The following is a 19,556-nucleotide window of genomic DNA, read 5'->3' as shown; positions in this document are numbered from 1 at the left end:
CATGGCTGATATCGTATTTATTGATAACTTTGACTCGTTTACTTACAACCTTGTTGACCAGTTCCGTTCATTGGGCCACAACGTAAAAATCTACCGCAACAACATCCCTGCAGAAGCGGTAGAAGCTGCGATCAATGAGCTAGAGAACCCTGTCGCCCTGCTTTCTCCAGGTCCTGGGGCTCCTGCTGATGCAGGCTGCATGCCAGAGCTGATTCAACGCCTAAAAGGCAAAGTGCCGATGATTGGTATCTGCCTTGGTCACCAAGCAATTGTCGAAGCGTATGGCGGTACAGTTGCAGGCGCTGGCGAAATCATTCATGGTAAGGTGTCGATGATGGAACACGACAATCACGCTACTTATCACGGCTTGCCATCTCCACTTGCGATTGCACGTTACCACTCTTTGGTTGCGACACACGTACCAGAAAGCCTAACCATCACTGCAGAAGTAGACGATTTGGTGATGTCAGTGGTTCAAGAGCAAGACAAGGTGTGTGGTTTCCAATTCCACCCTGAATCCATCATGACCACATACGGCGCAACTCTATTGGCAAATGCCATTGAGTGGGCGTTAGAAAAGAACACGACTCTTGAGAAGAATGGAAAATAGGACACGATCATGGAACAGATTATTAATAAGCTTTACGACCAACAATCTCTTACTCAAGAAGAAAGCCAACAGCTTTTCGACATCATCATTAAAGGCGAACTTGACCCTATTTTGATGGCGTCAGTGCTTACCGCACTCAAAATTAAAGGCGAAACGCCAGAAGAGATCGCAGGTGCAGCAAAAGCACTGCTAGCCAATGCCAACCCTTTCCCTCGCCCTGATTACGACTTTGCTGACATCGTAGGTACAGGTGGCGACGGACATGACACAATTAATATCTCTACGACTTCTGCTTTTGTTGCAGCGGCTTGTGGTCTAAAGATCGCAAAACACGGTAACCGCAGCGTTTCAAGCAAATCGGGTTCATCGGATCTTCTCGACAAGTTCGGCATTAACCTAGCAATGAGTGCAGAAGACACTCGCACTGCCGTTGATAAGCTTGGTGTTGCTTTCCTGTTTGCACCGCAATATCACGGCGGTGTGCGTCACGCGATGCCAGTTCGTCAAACCATGAAGACTCGCACCATCTTTAACATCCTTGGTCCCCTGATTAACCCAGCTCGCCCTAACATCGAACTGATGGGTGTTTACAGCAAAGAGTTGGTTCGACCAATTGCTGAAACCATGTTGCAAATGGGCATGAAGCGCGCAGCTGTTGTTCACGGCAGTGGCCTAGATGAAGTGGCGATTCACGGCGAAACGATTGTTGCAGAGATCAAAGATGGTCAGATTCACGAGTACACGGTATCGCCTGAAGATTTCGGTCTCAATCAGCACCCGTTAGAAGCGATCAAGGGCGGCACGCCGGAAGAGAACAAAGCAATCACAACCGATATCCTTACAGGTAAAGGGACTGAAGCTCAAGCTGGTGCTGTTGCAGTGAACGTTGCTCTATTGATGCGCCTGTTTGGCCATGAAGACCTAAAAGCTAACGCAGCGACAGCACTAGAAGCGATGAACTCAGGCAAGGCGTATGAGCTTGTACAACAACTTGCCGACCACGCATAACGAACGAGATTTGAGACTAGAAAGATGACACAGACAAACGAAAAGTTATCAACTCACGTTTCTGTCAAAGAAGCAGAAATGGCCGAAGTATTAGCAAAGATCGTTCGCGACAAATACCAGTGGGTGGAAGCGCGTAAACAGCAGCAACCGCTAAATGAGTTCAAAGATGCGCTAACGGCTTCAGACCGCAGCTTTTATGATGCACTAACCCAAGAGCAAACCGTATTCATCACCGAGTGTAAAAAAGCGTCGCCTTCTAAAGGCTTGATTCGTGACGACTTCGATCTTGAATACATTGCATCGGTATACAACAACCATGCACACGCGATTTCAGTACTCACTGATGAGAAGTACTTCCAAGGCGATTTCGAATTCTTACCTAAAGTACGTAGCATTGCTAAACAACCAATCCTATGTAAAGACTTCATGGTCGATACCTATCAGGTTTACTTAGCTCGTCACTACTCAGCAGACGCTATCCTACTGATGCTGTCTGTACTGAACGATGATGAGTACCGTGAACTAGCTGAAGTTGCTCATTCACTAGGCATGGGCGTGCTAACTGAAGTCAGTAATGAAGAAGAGTTGCACCGCGCTGTGGGATTAGATGCGAAAGTAATTGGTATCAACAACCGTAACCTTCGTGACCTAAGCACCGACCTAAACCGTACCAAAGAGCTGGCACCTCTGCTTCGTGAACTGGCACCAAACGCGGTCGTGATTTCAGAGTCTGGTATCTACACTCACCAGCAAGTGCGAGACCTAGCGACATTTGCTGACGGCTTCCTTATTGGTAGCTCATTAATGGCTGAAGAAAACCTAGAGCTTGCAGTTCGCAAAGTAACACTAGGTGAAAACAAGGTTTGTGGCTTAACGCACCCTGACGACGCCGCTAAGGCTTACCAAGCAGGTGCAGTTTTTGGCGGTCTCATTTTTGTTGAAGCGTCTAAGCGTTGTGTCGACCTAGAGGCAGCACGCTTAACCATGAGTGGTGCGCCTCTGAAATACATTGGCGTATTCCAAAACCATGACCAACCTAGCGTTATCAAAGCCGTAAAAGAGCTTGGTTTATATGGTGTTCAACTGCATGGTGATGAGTCACAACAATACGTCACAGAGCTTGCAGGCCAGTTGCCAGAACATGTCGAAATCTGGAAAGCCTACGGTGTCGAAGACTCACTACCAGCACTGCTTGATAGTCACGTATCTCGCCATCTACTTGATGCAAAAGTCGGTACTCAAACGGGTGGAACAGGTCAAGTATTCGACTGGAAACTGATTAACGATCAGAGCTCTGTGATGTTAGCGGGTGGTTTGAACCCAGACAACGCACAGCAAGCCGCCGCTTTAGGTTGCTTAGGGCTTGATCTCAATTCTGGTGTTGAGACTGCTCCGGGCAAAAAAGACGCCGAGAAACTTAATCAAGCATTTGCTGCAATTCGCCACTACTAAGCGATTAGCACCCAAGCTTAAGAGTTAAAAACTCACTGTAGACAGACTACAGACCCTATTTCAGAGCATTGCATTGAGGTGCTCTACACGATTAAAGATATTGGTATGCAGACATACCAAGCAAATTGAAGGAATAACACGATGGCTAAACTTGATGCCTACTTTGGTGAATACGGTGGTCAATACGTACCGCAGATTCTAGTGCCAGCCCTAGAGCAACTGGAACAAGCGTTTATCGACGCTCAAGCTGACCCAGAATTCCGCAGTGAGTTCATGACGCTGCTTCAAGAGTACGCTGGCCGTCCAACGGCGCTGACGCTTACTCGTAACCTAACGAAAGGTACAAAAACTAAACTGTATCTAAAACGTGAAGACCTACTTCACGGTGGTGCGCACAAAACCAACCAAGTGCTTGGTCAAGCTCTGCTTGCAAAGCGTATGGGTAAAGAAGAGATCATCGCTGAAACTGGCGCAGGTCAACACGGTGTAGCAACAGCGCTGGCTTGTGCACTGCTTGGTCTTAAGTGTCGCGTTTACATGGGTGCAAAAGACGTTGAGCGTCAAAGCCCGAACGTATTCCGTATGAAGCTAATGGGTGCAGAGGTTATCCCTGTGCACTCAGGTTCTGCAACCCTAAAAGATGCATGTAACGAAGCGCTACGTGACTGGTCTGCAACTTACGAAGACGCGCACTACCTACTAGGTACCGCTGCAGGTCCTCACCCATTCCCAACTATCGTTCGTGATTTCCAACGTATGATTGGCGAAGAGACTAAGAATCAAATCCTAGCTCGTGAAGGTCGCCTACCTGATGCGGTTATCGCTTGTGTAGGTGGCGGTTCAAACGCAATCGGTATGTTTGCTGATTTCATCGAAGAAGAGAGCGTTCGCCTAATCGGTGTTGAGCCAGCAGGTAAAGGTATCGACACCGACCAGCACGGTGCACCGCTTAAACACGGTAAAACGGGCATCTTCTTTGGTATGAAAGCGCCACTAATGCAAGACTCTAACGGTCAGGTTGAAGAGTCTTACTCGGTATCAGCAGGTCTAGACTTCCCATCTGTTGGCCCTCAACACGCGCACCTTAATGCGATTGGCCGTGCAGAATACGACAACGTAACCGACGATGAAGCACTAGAAGCTTTCCAAGAGATCGCGCGCAACGAAGGTATCATCCCTGCGCTTGAATCTTCTCACGCACTAGCACACGCACTGAAAATGGCTCGTGAGAACCCAGAAAAAGAACAACTTCTAGTTGTTAACCTATCAGGTCGTGGTGACAAAGACATCTTCACCGTACACGCCATCTTAGAAGAAAAAGGAGCTATCTAATGAACCGTTATGAGAAGATGTTTGCGCGCCTAAACGATAAAAACCAAGGCGCATTTGTACCGTTCGTAACGGTTTGCGATCCAAACGCAGAGCAGTCTTACAAGATTATGGAAACCTTAGTCGAAGCTGGTGCTGACGCACTAGAGCTAGGCATTCCATTCTCGGATCCGCTGGCAGATGGCCCAACCATCCAAGGTGCAAACATTCGTGCGCTAGATTCAGGTGCTACCCCAGATATCTGTTTTGAGCAGATTGGTAAGATTCGAGCGAAGTACCCAGATTTGCCTATCGGCCTTCTAATGTATGCAAACCTTGTCTACTCCCGCGGTATTGAAGACTTCTACGAGCGCTGTTCAAAAGCTGGTATCGATTCTGTTCTGATTGCTGACGTTCCAACTAACGAGAGCGCAGAGTTTGTTGCGGCTGCAGAGAAGTTCGGAATTCACCCTATCTTCATCGCACCACCAACGGCAAGCGATGAGACACTGAAGCAAGTGGCTGAGCTTGGCGGTGGCTACACTTACCTACTATCACGTGCCGGTGTAACGGGTGCAGAGACAAAAGCAAACATGCCAGTTGGACACATGCTTGATCGCCTAAACCAATTCAACGCGCCACCAGCACTACTCGGTTTTGGTATTTCAGCACCTGAGCAAGTGAAAGAAGCGATTGAAGCAGGCGCTGCAGGTGCTATTTCTGGTTCAGCGGTTGTTAAGATCATCGAGCAGAATATTGAGCAACCAGAGCTAATGCTTGAGAAGCTGGCTGAGTTCATCACACCAATGAAAGCGGCAACACAAAAGTAGTCGCCAGTATTGGTTAACCCCCCTTTAACAAGCAAAAGCGCCCGACTTTGGGCGCTTTTTTCGTTATTCTCAACACGTATTTTTTCTCTTACCGCTAAGCAACTAGTCGTCAGATTTCATCGCCTTTTTAATAGCGGCTTCATTCAGTGTTGCTTTAAGGGGATCGGTAATTTTGTCCACTAAGTCGACTGGCATTGGAAACACAATCGTTGTGGTTCTCTCGTTCGCCACTTCTGTTAACGTCTGCATATATCGCAATTGAATCGCATTCGGTGACTTATTCAATACATCTGCTGCTTCTTGGAGCTTAGTCGATGCTTCCAGCTCACCCGTGGCATGTATCACCTTAGCACGACGAGCACGTTCTGCTTCCGCCTGCTTAGCGAGCGCTCTCACCATGCTGTCATCAAGGTCGACATGTTTAATTTCTACATTGGCTATTTTGATGCCCCAATTGTCGGTGTGCTGATCCAATATCGCTTGAAGGTCTTTGTTGAGTTCTTCCCGCTCTGATAAAAGCTCATCCAACTCATGCTGCCCTAGCACCGAACGCAGCGTCGTTTGAGAGAGTTGGCTTGTCGCTTCCAGATAGTTCTCAACATTGTTGATCGCCATCTTAGGATCTAATACGCGGAAATAGACCACGGCATTCACCTTCACCGACACGTTGTCTCTGGTGATCAAATCTTGTGTAGGGACATCCAAGACGATGGTTCGTAGATCGACCCTTACGATTTGTTGGATAAACGGGATGATGACGATCAGACCCGGCCCTTTGACGCGATAAAAACGCCCGAGGAAAAAGACCACTGCACGCTCGTACTCGCGCAGCACTTTAAACATGCTCGCTATTAATAAGATAACGAGCACAACAACAATACCTATTGTGTGTATAAACATAACCGCCCCCTTACTGGTAACGATAACGAAGGAGATTTCAACTAAGTCGTCGAGCTTGGTATTGCAGATATCAAGACTTAGTCGACGATCCTCCAACATGGTCTTCAACGTCCAACGCTTCTACATCTAACAAAAGCCCGTCTAGCTTAGTGACTCTAATGCTCTGTCCTACTTGCAGTTCACTGGCACATTTGGCTTGCCAGATTTCTCCTTCAACTAAAACTCTTCCAGAGCCAGGGAAACCGCTAACCACTTTGCCAGTTTCCCCCACAACCGCTTCCATCCCTGTTGTGACAGGTTTGTTCCTCACTCGAACTAACATAGATATTGTCATTACAATAAACGCGACAGAGAACAAACTAATACCGATGATTAATGGCAGAGCAATTTGATAACCCGGTACCTCAGTATCCATCAACATGATTGAGCCAAGTGAAAACGCCGCTACACCACCTAAACCGAAAATACCGAAGCTTGGACTGAAAGCTTCAGCAATCATCAGAGCAATCCCGAGCAGTATTAACGCAAGTCCAGCGTAACTGACAGGCAGCATTTGCAAAGAGTACATCGCTAACAGCAAGCAAATACCCCCAAGTACGCCCGGCAGACCCACTCCGGGATTATAAAATTCGAGAAGCAAACCGTAGATGCCTATAAGCATGAGAATGTAAGCCACATTCGGGTTGGTGATCACCGAGAGTAAACTAAAGCGCCAATCTTGCTCACGTTCTACAAAGGCAACGTCGTTCAGCTGTATTTCCTGACTCACACCATTAATAGTGACATTACGTCCATTGGTCATCTCGATTAATTGCGGTAAATCACTCGCCATGAAATCAATCACGTTAAGGGCAAGTGCATTTTCAGAGTCCAAACTCGCGGCTTCTCTAACTGCCTTCTCTGCCCACTCTTCATTGCGATTATGCAGTTTAGCCAAACTCACAATATAAGCAGCAGCATCATTAATGACTTTCTTCTCCATCGCCGTCGTGGCTTTTACTTGTTCAGAGTTCTCTTGGTTTATATCACCCTGCTCGCTCTCATTCGCTTTATCGTCTTGATTCGAGTCATCTTGCGGGGATAGAGGATCAGAAGGCGCTTTCCCGCCACCAAGAGATACCGGTGTAGCGGCGCCTAGATTCGTTCCGGGTGCCATAGAAGCGATATGGCTGGCGAGTAAAATATAGGTTCCGGCACTGGCGGCTCGCGACCCTGCAGGACCAACCCAAGTCGCGATCGGAATTGGTGAAGTGGTAATAGATCGAATAATGTCACGCATTGACGAGTCCAACCCGCCGGGCGTGTTCATTTTCAATATGACGAGCTTGGCTTGCTCATCATGAGCTTGTTCTATTTCTCTCGTGAGGTAATCACTGGTCGCAGGACCTATGCCTCCATTCACCTCTATAACCCAAACCTCATCAGCTTGAGAAAATGCAGAGCTGAACAGCAGAAGAAACGCAAACAGGCACTTTAATATAAAAGTCATGCCTCTCTCCTTACAACTGAGATGCTAGATAGACGTTTTATTGAAAGCGCAGAGGTAACATCTTGGTAATAACTCGATACCTTAAGCATAGTTCAGGCTAAATTTCGCACAACAAACATGCTGGCATCTCCTCGAACCATAACGAGTAAAAAAAGCGCAAAAATGAAAAGCAAATGTTAATAAACGTGTGTCAGGTACCGAAGTTTGAAAGCATTCACAAAACACACACCTGTAATGGTTTTATAAATTAAACAAATAGCATTACTTCAAAAAACCAAAGCAAACGTTTGCTTTAGTGCAAAAGATCGCCAAACAACATTCTCGTCACGTATTTTGACGGACTTTCATCCCTGCTCATATTGATAAATGTAACAGATACGTGTAAAACTCTTCACGAAATATTCATCCAATGGTACGACGTACATTGGCATGTAGTTCTAGGAATTTTACATTTTGTAGCACAGAGGTAACGGAAGTGTTAAAAGAAAAGAGTTTACTAGGCAATATCGGCATTCAAGTCGTTATTGCTATGATCGTAGGTACTGTAGTGGGTGCCATGATGGGCGAGAGCGCAACCATGTTCGCTCCTCTAGGTGCGATCTTTATTAATTTGATCAAGATGCTGGTTATCCCATTGGTAGCTGTTGCACTGATCTCTGGTGCAGCTGGCCTAGGTAATAGCTCATCAGCAGGTAAAGTAGGTATCACTACTTTGGGTTACTTTGCAATGACTTCTGCACTGGCTGTTGCCCTTGCATTGATCATGGGTGAAGTATTCGAACCAGGACGCGGTATCGACGTTTCTGGTGTTGAAGGTATGTTCTCATCTGAGTATGCATCGAAAGGCGAACTTCCAACTTTCTGGGCTACCATCACTGGTATGATCCCAACCAACGTTTTCCAGTCTTTAAACGAAGCAAACATTCTTCAAATCCTTGTATTCTGCCTATTCTTTGGTATCGCAATCTCTAAGCAAGCGAAAGAGAAGCGTGAGCCAATCATCAACGGTGTAAATGCGATCGTTGACGCTATGGTTTGGATGATCAACAAAGTAATGATCATCGCTCCTCTTGGCGTATTTGGCCTAATGGCTGAAGCGGTTGGTACGTTTGGTTTCGGCGCACTAATGGTTGTGTTCAAGCTATTCGTTGTTTACGTTGCTGCAATCCTAGTATTTGGCTTCGTTGCTTACCCACTGATGATTCAAATCTTCACAAAGACATCAGCGAAGAAATTCCTGACAGCAATGAAGAAGCCTCAAGCAGTTGCGCTTTCAACAGCCTCTTCAATGGCAACTCTACCTGTAACTATGGATACAGTAGAGAACGAGCTAGGTGTTCGTAACTCAACGGCATCATTCGTTCTGCCTCTAGGCGCAACGATCAACATGTCTGGTAATGCGATTTACTACGGCCTAGTTGCTATCTTCTTTGCACAACTATTCAACATCGACCTATCAATGGGCGCGTACATCGCAATCATCGTAACATCAACTCTTGGCGCTGTCGGTCAAGCTGGTGTTCCAGGTCCATCATTCCTAGTTGTAGCAGTACTGCTAGCGGCTGGTATTCCAATCGAAGGTCTACCACTACTGTTCGCTCTTGACCGTATCTTCGACATGATTCGTACAGCGCTGAACATCACTGGTGATGCAGCATGTGCAGTAATCGTTGACTCTCTGATCAAAGACGAAGAGAAAGAAGCTGAGCTACAGAAGCAGCAAGCGTAATTTCGATTCCATCGATAAGCAAAAAGCCACTCAATGAGTGGCTTTTTCGTTTTCTATAGAAGAGCTTTGCGAGAACGACTTTAATAGATTTTGCGCCTTGCCATTCGAAGTGGCTTAATATGAATAGCTACTTTCGTTCTTTAGTAAGTTCGCTATCACTTCCTGATATTGATTTAAATTAAAATTTGAGCTTTCAGAATTAAGTTTCTTCTTCCTTGACTCTAAATAAGGTTGAGAAACCAGTGAGTTCATCAACATTTGGTAATAATGAAAGTTGGATTCGTTACAGCCATCAACTAAATAAAGGAGGTTTTCAAGGGTTTTGTGATAGATGAAGCCAAACTTTGATTCTTTTAGTCTCTGTACATTTTCGTGATTAAACGAACTGCCACCGAGAGTAAAAAACAAAAAAACATTGGGTGCGCTTTCCCAAAAATCAATAAGCTCAGAGATTAACTGTTGTAGTTGAACCCCTTCTGCTCTTTGGTACTTTGAAAATTGTTCTTCAAAACGATTCGTATGCTCTTCAATGAGCTGATCAAAAAGCTGTTCTTTATTATTGAAGTAATACAGAATTAATGCAGGACTTACTCCTGCTGACTTTGCAATAGAGCGAATTGATACTTTATTATAAGGCTGAGAAATAAATAATTTTTCTGCTGAATTTAATATTTCTTCTCTTTTCTCATTTGGCATCAGATTGTATTCCACCCGCTTGTTTACATATACAACACATCTTATAACTCGAATAAACAATCTCAATATGGAACAAACACATTTAGGACACTGCTAAATAACCGGCAAGATGAAGGCTACAATTAATAGGTGTTCTTGAAATGTAACTAGATCGAACTGAGTAATTACTCAAACAAACAATAACATAGAAGTTTGCGATATCATGTAAGGGTTCAGTAAGAGCCGCTAGCCGTACGTAAGCTAATGTAAGAGTGGCGCTCATGTTGAGCGCCACATATAAATCTAGAGTTTTAAGATGACTTTAACAGAGCTATCAACCAAAGATTCATCGATATAAGCAATCGTATTCGAAGAACTAGCAACCATATCTTTTGCTAGACTTTCCTGCCCTACCGCTTTAGGTGGTTGGCCTTTACCTGTAAATACTCGTTTAGCCCAGTATGCTTGTAATTGTGCTTCTGTCTTTTGAGTGATGGCTTGGTGGAACTCACTTTTCATTGGGTGTCCATCCTCCAACTCTACGGCTTCAATTTGAAGCGATTTAGCCTTACCTAAATACAACTTCTTCACTGTCGATGCATCAAGTTCGCTCATCGAAGGGCTTCCGACCACAACTATACCTGCGAACGCGTTTACGCTGCTAAGAAGAGCAGCTGCTACTAATGTTTTTTTCAACATGACTCTCTTCCTTAAAATACTGCGTCAACTTTTATTGTGTACAAGATGTTGTCGTCGTTTTTATATTCCGATGCCACGCCACCATAGGTTGAACCAAAGCCAGTTAGATAGCTAATGTCACCTTTTAGCGCAATATTTGGTAAGAAGTCCCAACGCGCACCAATGCTATAGGTAGTGCGTTGTGTGTTTAGCTTATCAGCCAGCGCTTTCGCGGAGCCGTATGCGTATCGAGCTTGGATGCTACTAGGATTTTGAAGTAGATTTGCAAGCTGACGGTTTGCCGTTGCATTTCTCTCGTCATCGTCCTGTGTTTCCATATGTGAAACTGTCACATATGGCGTTACTTCATCCAGACGGTATGCCGCTGTTAGGTAAGCAGCATCCACGTCGTAGTAAAAACCTTCAACAGTTGTGCGAGTGACTTCAGAAACCAGCATTAGATTGCCATTTTCGTATCGACCACCCACACCATAGAACTTAGCTTTGTCATCATCAAACGTTGAATTTAGCACTGACTGGTTGTTTTCATTCCAGTTTGTAGAAGAGCTAATCACCGACTGAGCGTACACGGCACGGAGCGTCCAAGTATCATCAGTCCAATTCACTACACCACCAGCGATGTCATCAAACTGAGTATCAGCGTTGTAGCTATGCTTTGATGCCGACAGCTTCTGTGAGCCAGCAAAGCCTTGGAATGAAAGCGTGCTGTCTTCCAGTTCCATATCGTAAATGAAGTCACCACCTGTAAGAGAGGTTAAAACCACTGAGCCGTATACTTCATTAGGAACTCTCACGCCAACTTGCGCATAACCAACTTCTAAGTAGTCAGAGTACATAAACAGTGGCAAACGCAGCTTACCGCCGCGAACCGTCAAGTTAGGTGTCACTTTGTGGCTTAGGAATGCCCACTCTATATCTGGAGACCAGTTCTCTTTTTTATTACCACGAGCGACCATTTGAACTACTGCTGAAGTTGAATCGTTGACTTCGAACTCACCTTGTAAACCGAACAAAGAACCTTCATCAAAACGCACTTTGTTTTCCGACTTCATAAAACCATGGTTTTGATTACCTAATTGCATGTTTAAAGACGCGAAGCCATTGAAACTAAATTTATCAGCAATTGAGTTTTGTTCTTTCGCTTCAAGGATCGCGACCTTTTTCTCTAGCTCTGCCAATTTTTGCTCATCTGCAGCATGTGTTGCGAACGACGTCGCAAGCGCTACTGCTACAGGCAATAAGCGAAATGGGGAGTTAGTCATTATTGTTCTCCGTTATACTTTGAATTGTGAAGTTGATTTGCTTAGCTCTGTAACGATGTCACTGAGTTGGTGACTCAGAGCTTCTAATTGATCGGTAGACTGAGATACTTGGTGAGAGCACTGTCTAAAATCATCCATATGGGTATGAATTTGTTTTGAAGCGCGAGCCTGATGTTCAGTCGTACTCGCTATTTGGCGATTAAGTTCGGTGATTTCCTCAACCTGGCCGCTGATTTCTAGTAGGTAGTCCCCTGCGTTCTGTGCATCTCCAACAGCTTGAGAGGAGCTTGCAAGACCTTGATCCATCGCACCTACTGCAGCATTAGAGCCAGACTTGAGCTCACCAAGTAGTGCATTAATCTCTGTTGCAGATTGCTGGGTATTATTGGCTAGGACACGAACTTCATCTGAAACAACAGCAAAGCCACGTCCATGATCACCCGCTCGAGCGGCTTCAATGGCAGCGTTTAGTGCAAGTAGGTTGGTTTGCTCCGCAACGCTTTGTATCGTGCTCAATATTGAGCCAACGTTGCTCGCATTTTTGTCTAGCTGTTTTAATTTGGTCGCCGTATCACGAATGTTACTTGCCAACTCTTCTATTTCTTGGCTTGTTTTCAATACAACTTGAGTACCCGTTTGTGCACTTGTATTCGCCTTCTGTGCTTGTGAATCAGCATGTGATGCAAAGCCGACAACTTGCTCTATGAGAGCTATGATGTTGTTAACCGCTTCCGTAACTTCTTCGATATGGTCACGTTGAGTGCTGTTTAACGCCAAGGTTTGATGGGATTCACTGCGAATCTTATCGCTAACAACTTCCAGCTCCTGACCAATGCTCAAGGTGCTTGCGATGATCCCCTGAAGCTTCTCGATAAACTGATTAACGCTTTGTACTAAAATAGCGATTTCATCTTTACCGGAATAATCGATACGAACAGTCAGGTCGCCATCACCCGTCGCGATGGCTTGCATTTTTTCGGTTACCAAGGATATTGAATTGATAACGGACTTGAAGATTGCATAGCCGACGGCAAATACAGACAAGATAAAGAAAATGCCAAGCCATACTGATTGTTGGGCAGCATCATTTGCAGCGTTCTCTGAGTGAAAAATAGTGTCAACAACGTTTTGGCTCGCTGAAGAACGCAACGCATCACTTAACGCGAGCAATGAATCGTATTCAGCACTTAACTTATTTGACCTAGCAGTGAGGTTGTCAAAGGAGTCATTTAAATTAATGAAATCCAGACTTAGCGCATACGCAGATTCCGTGTATTTCTTTAATGCAAGTGACAATTGATTAAACGAATAAGCCTGTGAAGGTAGGACCTTCGCTCCTTCATTGGCTTCAACTTGTAGATCATCGGATATTTGGCGTGCGTAATCGATGGCCTGTTCATCTTCCATGATCACAGCGGCTTCAAATTGCTGTCGCACATTTGGCAACAGAGAATTTATTTTAGTGGCGTGCTCTAACGCAGGGTAATAACTTAACTCTAACTGGGTGAGTCGTTGGCTATTATCACGGTGGATAAATACATTGATGGTAATTATCGCCGCTAAACTGAGCGAGATAATTGATAAAAGAACAACAAATTGTACTTTTATATTGATATAACGAGACAGCAGCATAATGTTCTATTTAATTATCGCAAATTGACAATTATGTTACCGTTAGATCATTTTTTTGGTGAATGGATTCACTAAACAAATGACACGTTATGTTTAAACATGGCTCAACTAATAAATATATTCCTCTATAACCTTGTTTACCTGGCTACTAAACAAAAACCCCTAGAACTTAAGATCTAGGGGTTTATTATTAATCAATATTAAACGAATAGCATTTCTATTGTGCTCATAATTCGTCGTTTAATTTATTTTTCAACATCGGTGCTTCGAATTTACAAATCACTACCATAGATATCAAAAGAGAAATACTTAGCAGCGATCTTATCGTAGGTGCCGTTTGCTCGTATCTCTTCGATAGCATTGTTAAACTGTTCTGCTAACTTTGCGTCTTGTTTTCTTAACGCGAGTGCCGTGCCTTCACCGATATAGGCTTTATCGGTTACCGCTTTACCTTTAAATTCGAAATCTGCACCCTCTGCCTTATCCAAGAAAGCGAGCGATAACTGATCTGAGTTACCAAAAGTAACATCTAAACGACCGTTCTGAAGATCAAGGTAGACTTCATCTTGGCCAGTGTAGCGCTTAATGGTTGCGACACTGCCGAACTTATCCGTCACATATCGATCATGAATAGTGCCTTGCTGCACACCGATGGTCTTACCCGCTAAGCCATCTTGGTTAATATCGAATGTCGCACTTTTAGCAGCAACGAATACTGCTGGGGTTTGGTAGTACTTATCAGTAAACAGGATCTTACGCTTGCGCTCTTCTGTAATACGCATTGATGCCATGATCACGTCTGATTTTCTGGCCAACAAGCTAGGAATAAGTGAATCCCAGCTTTGAGATACCCAAGTACAATCCAGTTTTGCTTGTTCACATAGGGCATCAGCAATTTCGATGTCGAAGCCCACCGGCACACCTTCACTGTTTTTGTAATTAAATGGCGGATAAGTAAAGTCTGACGCCAAACGAATCTCTTTCGCTTGTACGGTGGTACCAAGTAAAGCTGCAGCGCAAGTGAGTCCTAGTAATATCTTTTTCATCATTGCCATCCTAGATATGATTTTTATCAAGTTGAAATTGAGGTTCTTTAGTTTGAGCTTGTTGTCTCTGATGTAATTCTTTTTGGTAGTGATTAAGTGACGCGATCACTTCATCCATACTCTCTTGGCTGCCAATACTGATGCGAACGCAATTACGTAACGCTGGCTCATGATGTTGGTTCCTCGTCACAATGCCATTTTTTGCCAACACACTAAACAATTGGTGTTCAGGCTTGTGCTTTAACAATACAAAGTTGGTCGACGACGGGTAAACCTTCTCAACGAAATCGAATTGCGCCAGTTGAGCTGCGAAATGGTTACGCACTTCAATCAACTGTCGTACGGCATCTTGCATTACTGAAACGCGTTCATCTGATAACGCCTCTAATACGATTTGTGATGAGCAATCTGGCATTGGATACGGCGGTATCAGTTTGGCTACATACTGCATTACATTTGGGCTCGCTATGATAAACCCACAACGTACTGCAGCAAGCCCAAACGCCTTGGACAAAGTACGAATCACCACTAAATGAGGGTAACGCTCAATCAAGCTCACAGCCGATGTTTGAGGTTCGAACTCTATATACGCTTCATCTACGACCACCAGCGATTTTCCTTGAGTCCCTTCTAGTACCTCGATCAAATCCGCTTTAGGAATCACATTGCCGGTAGGGTTGTTGGGAGAGCATAGAAAAACGATGTTCGCCAACTCCGCTTTGTTCACCACATCAGGAACATTTAGACAGAAATCCTCTTTCAGAGGTGAATCGAGCGTTTCAATCGCCAGCGCATCGGCACAAAACTCATACATTGCGTAGGTTGGCGAGCAGATCAGTATTTTGTCTTGAGCGGGCTTGCAGAATGTTCTGATTATTAAATCAATCGCTTCATCAGCACCGCGCACGGCAACCGCCGCCGCATCAGTTTCACAATACGCTTGGTATGCCTTCGCGATATCTTGCGGCAAAAAGTCTGGGTAACGGTTATGCCCTACTTCCCCCGGAAACAGAGTGCTCTCTAGTTCGTTTGCATTTAACCAAACACGCCCGTCACCACCGATTCTTCTTGCTGATTGATAAGGTATTAATTTTTTTACGGCCTGAGGCACTAAGTTATCGATAAAAGATATCAAGAGGCGATCCTTTCCAAATAATCAAAATATCTTCACCATCGCTTTCATATTCAATTTATGTGACATATACACATATTGAATCACAAATGATGATTAAGTATTTACATTCAAACAGAACACTATTGATAAATGAATCGAAATATTTACATAATAGCCATGATAAAAAATCATAGGTAAACATATGAACCACGCACTCCCTTCAACCAAAACCTTGCTTGCCTTTCTATCTACGGCAAAGCACTTAAACTTTACACGTGCTGCTCAAGAGCTAAATGTCACTCAAGGTGCTGTTAGTCGTCAGGTTTTGTCTTTCGAAGATAATTTGGGGTGTGATCTTTTTTATCGTCATGCTCGTGGGCTGTCGTTAACACCAAAAGGCGAAGAGTTAGTTCCGCTTATTCAAGCAACCATTCAACAACTGCAGTCGGCTCTCAATCAGGTGTCGAGCTCGCCCTCGAAGATCAAACTCAATGCCCCGAGTTGTATTACCTCCTGGCTGTTACCCAAACTCATGTCATTTCAACAGGCTTACCCTGAGATTGATGTCGAGCTAACATCGACTATCAAGCATGTTTTTGAGCCTAGTTTTGACCCATTTGATGCTGTCATTACCTATGGTAAAAAGCCAAACCAACACTCAATTGTTAGCCAGCTCTTGTTTAACGAGCAGTTGGCTCCGATATGCCAATCGCAGATCATTGTGAACGAGCATCTCATAGACTCCGAGTCAAACCTCATCAAGCCACACAAGCTGTCCCAGTACACTTGGTTGCACGCCAATAATGAGCAGAGTGATTGGCGACTATGGCTTGAGCATATCGGCAGTAATGAGCTTTCAAGCAAGAACAACCAGCAATTTGCAACGCTCGATCAAGCAATGAACGCCGCGATGCAAGGCTTCGGCATCGCCATCGGTGATATCACCCTTGCTAAGCAAGACATCGATTTAGGCAGATTAGTAAAAGTGAGTGAAGGCAGTGTGTTCTCGGGGAATGGTTATTTCCTTCTACAACCCAAGAATCGTCAAAATACGTCATTATCAACTCTGGTTGATTGGTTGGTGGATTAGCCACCAATGGAAAGCCAAATACCTTTGAGGCAAAGCTTTTCCGTGCACGGCAACCACAATTATCAATTTGAGAATCAAGTTATTCCTAAATTGATGTGCAAAATTGCCTCTCAAAATAAAACTATTCTTCTCACAACACGTATTGTTTTGGTGAAAGCAGACTAAGCATTCTTTTAACTGAATGAAAAGGTGGGACAAATTACTGCTCTGAGTTGAAAATTCCACCTTCTATATGAAAATGGCATTCGAATTGCTTTGTCATAGACAACCCAACCAATATTAAGCAGGTTGCATTTTTTCTCACTGCAGCTTGTCCGGAGGATAGGCTATGACCTTACAAAGACACACGTATTACGGCTTAATTCACCATGGAATCAAAACACTACTCATGGATCGTATCGGCCACTTCACAGAACGTGAATATCACGAGTATTTAGACCTAACGACAGGTAAGTCGACATGCTTCACAATGAGTGAAGAAGAGCTGGAGCAAACCCTTGATAACCTTAAAAGTGAAGGTTATTTGGAAGACATTAAGCAGCTTATCCCACGCTACCAAACTTCATGCACTCGGTGACAAGCCGCTCAATCAAACATTTCATTTTTCAAGTGCTTCCTTCTATTTTGAATCGAAGCACTTTTGGCTAGACTGAATGGAGGTATCTCAACAGGATGTTCGGTTCAAAATGAAGCAAATCATCGACTTTATCCCACTCATCATCTTCTTCGCCCTGTATAAGATGTACGACATCTATACGGCCACTGGCGCATTGATTGCTGCAACCGCCATTCAAATAGCACTCACCTACCTGCTATATAAAAAAGTAGAAAAAATGCAAGTTATCACTTTCGCTATGGTGGCGGTGTTTGGTGGTATGACAATCTTCCTGCATGACGATGACTTTATCAAATGGAAGGTCACTATTGTCTATGCGCTGTTCGCTATTGGGTTAACCGTCAGCCAATTGATGGGTAAGCCGGCGATTAAAGGAATGCTTGGAAAAGAGCTCACGCTACCTGATTCTGTATGGAGCAAGATTAATTGGGCATGGACGGCATTTTTCACACTATGTGCCGCCCTGAACATCTATGTCGCGTTCAGCTTATCGCTCGATGCTTGGGTGAACTTCAAAGTGTTCGGTTTGTTGATCGCCACGATCACATTCACACTATTAACTGGCCTATACATTTACAAAAACCTACCTGAAGAAAAACACCACTCAGTGTCTGAAAAAAATAGAGACGATGAGTAATGGTCGAATGAGATCTCAATCTCATTTTTTGTTACAATCTTGCACATAATTTCGTTCACAGTGGCCAATAGGATAAACGCTGGCCACTGACTTATTGATGTTTTGGGAATCCCTTATAATGAGTCACACTTCTGATGCGCCAAAAGGCCAACTTCTTCTTCGCACCCTTGCTATGCCTGCCGACACCAATGCCAATGGCGACGTGTTCGGTGGCTGGATCATGTCTCAACTTGATTTAGCGGGTGGTATTTTAGCGAAAGAAATTTCATGCGGCCGCATCGTAACCGTATCGGTTTCAAGTATCACGTTCAAAAAGCCAGTGAAGGTAGGTGACGTAGTATGTGTTTACGGTGAGTGCACAAAAATCGGTCGCACTTCAATGAGCATTGACTTAGCGGTATGGGTTAAGCCGGTTCGTGACCACGGAATCGAAGACCGTTTCATGGTATGTGACGCAACTTTTAACTATGTTGCCATTGATTCTGAAGGTAAACCTCGCGCTATTGCCAAATAAGCCATTCGCTAAACAGACGAATAGCCTTCTAATTTCGGGTCTTTAGAGCGTTTTCCACTCAGCTTTTAAAGACCCAGCCTCTTCGACGCGCACCAATTCACACTTTCTTGTTTTTCCCCCTTCCAAATACGATTAGTTCGCGTAAATTAGCTACATAGCTCACCGAGCCTCTTTTTTGTGAAGTATAAATAAGGATATACCAATATGTGGTACGTGATTTTTTCTCAAGACGTCGAAAACTCATTGGAAAAGCGCCTGAGCGTTCGCCCTCAACACCTAGAACGCCTACAAACACTTCACGATGAAGGCCGCTTATTAACAGCAGGACCAATGCCAGCTATCGATTCAGATAACCCTGGCGAAGCGGGTTTTACTGGCTCGACAGTCATTGCAGAATTTAACTCACTAGAAGAAGCGCAAGCTTGGGCTGATGCAGACCCATATATTGAAGCTGGCGTCTATGCTAATGTGATTGTAAAACCATTTAAGAAAGTATTTTAAAGTGAAAAAGTGGATTATCGGATCACTGGCTGCACTCGTTCTTGCGGGTTGTAGTTCAAGTGACCAAGACCAACAACGTCAATTAGAGATGATGGCGCAACACCGAGCAGGTGTTCTATCAGCGGGACTACCGATCGAATACGGCCCGTTGAAAGTCATGCGTGTCTTGGCAAAGAACACCGTGATTGAAATCATGATGATCTACAACCAAGATGCTCAAGGTGCAAAGCCACTCAATCAAGTATTGAAAACCAGCGTTAATAGCTACTGTACCAACTCTGAAGTACGTGCCAACTTAGACATGGGCTTGGCATACAACATCAAGATACGTAATACTCGTGGTCAATTGATGGTTGAGCAGCTCATAAGCAAGCAGACCTGCGAAAGCGGCAGCTAGTTCGAGATTCGAGCAAGATGAAAAGCAAAAGCCTCGCGAGTGCGAGG

At 44.4% G+C, this 19,556-nt stretch carries 20 protein-coding genes; 12 read left to right on the top strand and 8 right to left on the bottom strand.

Annotated elements, in window-relative coordinates; translation table 11 throughout:
* Nucleotide 1 precedes the first annotated feature (1 nt).
* From OCV50_RS05610 to trpA, 5 genes are all read left to right on the top strand, one after another.
* Nucleotides 2-610 (top strand): aminodeoxychorismate/anthranilate synthase component II, encoded by a 609-nt coding sequence (locus tag OCV50_RS05610; RefSeq protein WP_261903923.1) that lies wholly within the window; start codon nucleotides 2-4, stop codon nucleotides 608-610.
* Between the two features lie 9 nt (nucleotides 611-619).
* The gene (gene trpD, locus OCV50_RS05605) at nucleotides 620-1,618 is read left to right on the top strand and encodes an anthranilate phosphoribosyltransferase (RefSeq protein ID WP_261903922.1); all 999 of its coding nucleotides are present in this window, start codon (nucleotides 620-622) and stop codon (nucleotides 1,616-1,618) included.
* A gap of 24 nt (nucleotides 1,619-1,642) precedes the next feature.
* On the top strand, nucleotides 1,643-3,070 hold the full coding sequence (trpCF, locus tag OCV50_RS05600) for a bifunctional indole-3-glycerol-phosphate synthase TrpC/phosphoribosylanthranilate isomerase TrpF (RefSeq protein WP_261903921.1): 1,428 nt from the start codon (nucleotides 1,643-1,645) through the stop codon (nucleotides 3,068-3,070).
* A 141-nt stretch (nucleotides 3,071-3,211) separates the two neighbouring features.
* Nucleotides 3,212-4,402: a tryptophan synthase subunit beta gene (trpB, locus tag OCV50_RS05595; RefSeq protein ID WP_239840665.1), complete on the top strand. Its 1,191-nt coding sequence runs from the start codon at nucleotides 3,212-3,214 to the stop codon at nucleotides 4,400-4,402.
* On the top strand, nucleotides 4,402-5,208 hold the full coding sequence (gene trpA, locus OCV50_RS05590) for a tryptophan synthase subunit alpha (RefSeq protein WP_239840664.1): 807 nt from the start codon (nucleotides 4,402-4,404) through the stop codon (nucleotides 5,206-5,208). The genes trpB and trpA overlap by 1 nt, the downstream gene beginning before the upstream one ends.
* A 102-nt stretch (nucleotides 5,209-5,310) precedes the next feature.
* Here trpA and OCV50_RS05585 read toward each other — a convergent pair whose 3' ends face one another.
* Together OCV50_RS05585 and OCV50_RS05580 are read right to left on the bottom strand one after the other, a co-directional pair.
* A complete protein-coding gene (locus OCV50_RS05585; RefSeq protein ID WP_239840663.1) occupies nucleotides 5,311-6,108 on the bottom strand; it encodes a slipin family protein in 798 nt (265 codons plus the stop codon).
* Nucleotides 6,109-6,178: 70 nt separating this feature from the next.
* Entirely contained in the window at nucleotides 6,179-7,597 is a 1,419-nt protein-coding gene (locus OCV50_RS05580; RefSeq protein WP_261903920.1) for an NfeD family protein, read from the bottom strand.
* 529 nt (nucleotides 7,598-8,126) lie between these two features.
* On the opposite strand from OCV50_RS05580, the gene OCV50_RS05575 reads away from it, so the two are divergent.
* A complete protein-coding gene (locus OCV50_RS05575; protein ID WP_239840985.1) occupies nucleotides 8,127-9,326 on the top strand; it encodes a dicarboxylate/amino acid:cation symporter in 1,200 nt (399 codons plus the stop codon).
* A 114-nt stretch (nucleotides 9,327-9,440) separates the two neighbouring features.
* On the opposite strand, the gene OCV50_RS05570 is transcribed toward OCV50_RS05575, so the two are convergent.
* The 6 genes from OCV50_RS05570 to hisC form a co-directional block, all read right to left on the bottom strand.
* Entirely contained in the window at nucleotides 9,441-10,022 is a 582-nt protein-coding gene (locus OCV50_RS05570; RefSeq protein ID WP_261903919.1) for a TetR/AcrR family transcriptional regulator, read from the bottom strand.
* Between the two features lie 282 nt (nucleotides 10,023-10,304).
* Nucleotides 10,305-10,700 (bottom strand): phosphate ABC transporter substrate-binding protein, encoded by a 396-nt coding sequence (locus OCV50_RS05565; protein WP_239840660.1) that lies wholly within the window; start codon nucleotides 10,698-10,700, stop codon nucleotides 10,305-10,307.
* Between the two features lie 11 nt (nucleotides 10,701-10,711).
* Nucleotides 10,712-11,962, bottom strand: coding sequence for a hypothetical protein (locus OCV50_RS05560; RefSeq protein WP_261903918.1), 1,251 nt, complete (start codon nucleotides 11,960-11,962; stop codon nucleotides 10,712-10,714).
* Nucleotides 11,963-11,974: 12 nt separating this feature from the next.
* On the bottom strand, nucleotides 11,975-13,594 hold the full coding sequence (locus OCV50_RS05555; RefSeq protein WP_261903917.1) for a methyl-accepting chemotaxis protein: 1,620 nt from the start codon (nucleotides 13,592-13,594) through the stop codon (nucleotides 11,975-11,977).
* A 272-nt stretch (nucleotides 13,595-13,866) separates the two neighbouring features.
* Nucleotides 13,867-14,640 carry an ABC transporter substrate-binding protein gene (locus OCV50_RS05550; RefSeq protein WP_261903916.1) on the bottom strand — a complete coding sequence of 258 codons (774 nt, stop codon included), beginning with the start codon at nucleotides 14,638-14,640 and terminating at the stop codon, nucleotides 13,867-13,869.
* A gap of 10 nt (nucleotides 14,641-14,650) precedes the next feature.
* On the bottom strand, nucleotides 14,651-15,775 hold the full coding sequence (hisC, locus tag OCV50_RS05545; RefSeq protein ID WP_261903915.1) for a histidinol-phosphate transaminase: 1,125 nt from the start codon (nucleotides 15,773-15,775) through the stop codon (nucleotides 14,651-14,653).
* A gap of 181 nt (nucleotides 15,776-15,956) precedes the next feature.
* Here hisC and OCV50_RS05540 point away from each other — a divergent pair, with 181 nt between their 5' ends.
* The 6 genes from OCV50_RS05540 to OCV50_RS05515 all read left to right on the top strand — a co-directional run bounded on the left by OCV50_RS05540 (nucleotide 15,957) and on the right by OCV50_RS05515 (nucleotide 19,509).
* A complete protein-coding gene (locus OCV50_RS05540) occupies nucleotides 15,957-16,844 on the top strand; it encodes a LysR substrate-binding domain-containing protein (RefSeq protein WP_261903914.1) in 888 nt (295 codons plus the stop codon).
* A gap of 328 nt (nucleotides 16,845-17,172) precedes the next feature.
* Nucleotides 17,173-17,421: a hypothetical protein gene (locus OCV50_RS05535; protein ID WP_239840654.1), complete on the top strand. Its 249-nt coding sequence runs from the start codon at nucleotides 17,173-17,175 to the stop codon at nucleotides 17,419-17,421.
* A 109-nt stretch (nucleotides 17,422-17,530) separates the two neighbouring features.
* Entirely contained in the window at nucleotides 17,531-18,097 is a 567-nt protein-coding gene (locus OCV50_RS05530) for a septation protein A (protein WP_261903913.1), read from the top strand.
* Nucleotides 18,098-18,215: 118 nt separating this feature from the next.
* Nucleotides 18,216-18,611, top strand: a complete 396-nt coding sequence (yciA, locus tag OCV50_RS05525) for an acyl-CoA thioester hydrolase YciA (RefSeq protein ID WP_150871970.1) — start codon at nucleotides 18,216-18,218, stop codon at nucleotides 18,609-18,611.
* Between the two features lie 204 nt (nucleotides 18,612-18,815).
* On the top strand, nucleotides 18,816-19,112 hold the full coding sequence (locus tag OCV50_RS05520) for a YciI family protein (RefSeq protein ID WP_032549334.1): 297 nt from the start codon (nucleotides 18,816-18,818) through the stop codon (nucleotides 19,110-19,112).
* 1 nt (nucleotide 19,113) lies between these two features.
* Complete coding sequence (locus tag OCV50_RS05515; protein ID WP_239840652.1) at nucleotides 19,114-19,509, top strand: GspS/AspS pilotin family protein; 396 nt, start codon at nucleotides 19,114-19,116, stop codon at nucleotides 19,507-19,509.
* Nucleotides 19,510-19,556: the final 47 nt, after the last annotated feature.

This window comes from Vibrio fortis (assembly GCF_024347475.1).
In the GTDB taxonomy this organism is placed as follows: Bacteria; Pseudomonadota; Gammaproteobacteria; order Enterobacterales; family Vibrionaceae; genus Vibrio; species Vibrio fortis.
This window is presented reverse-complemented; position numbering and strand designations above follow the sequence as displayed.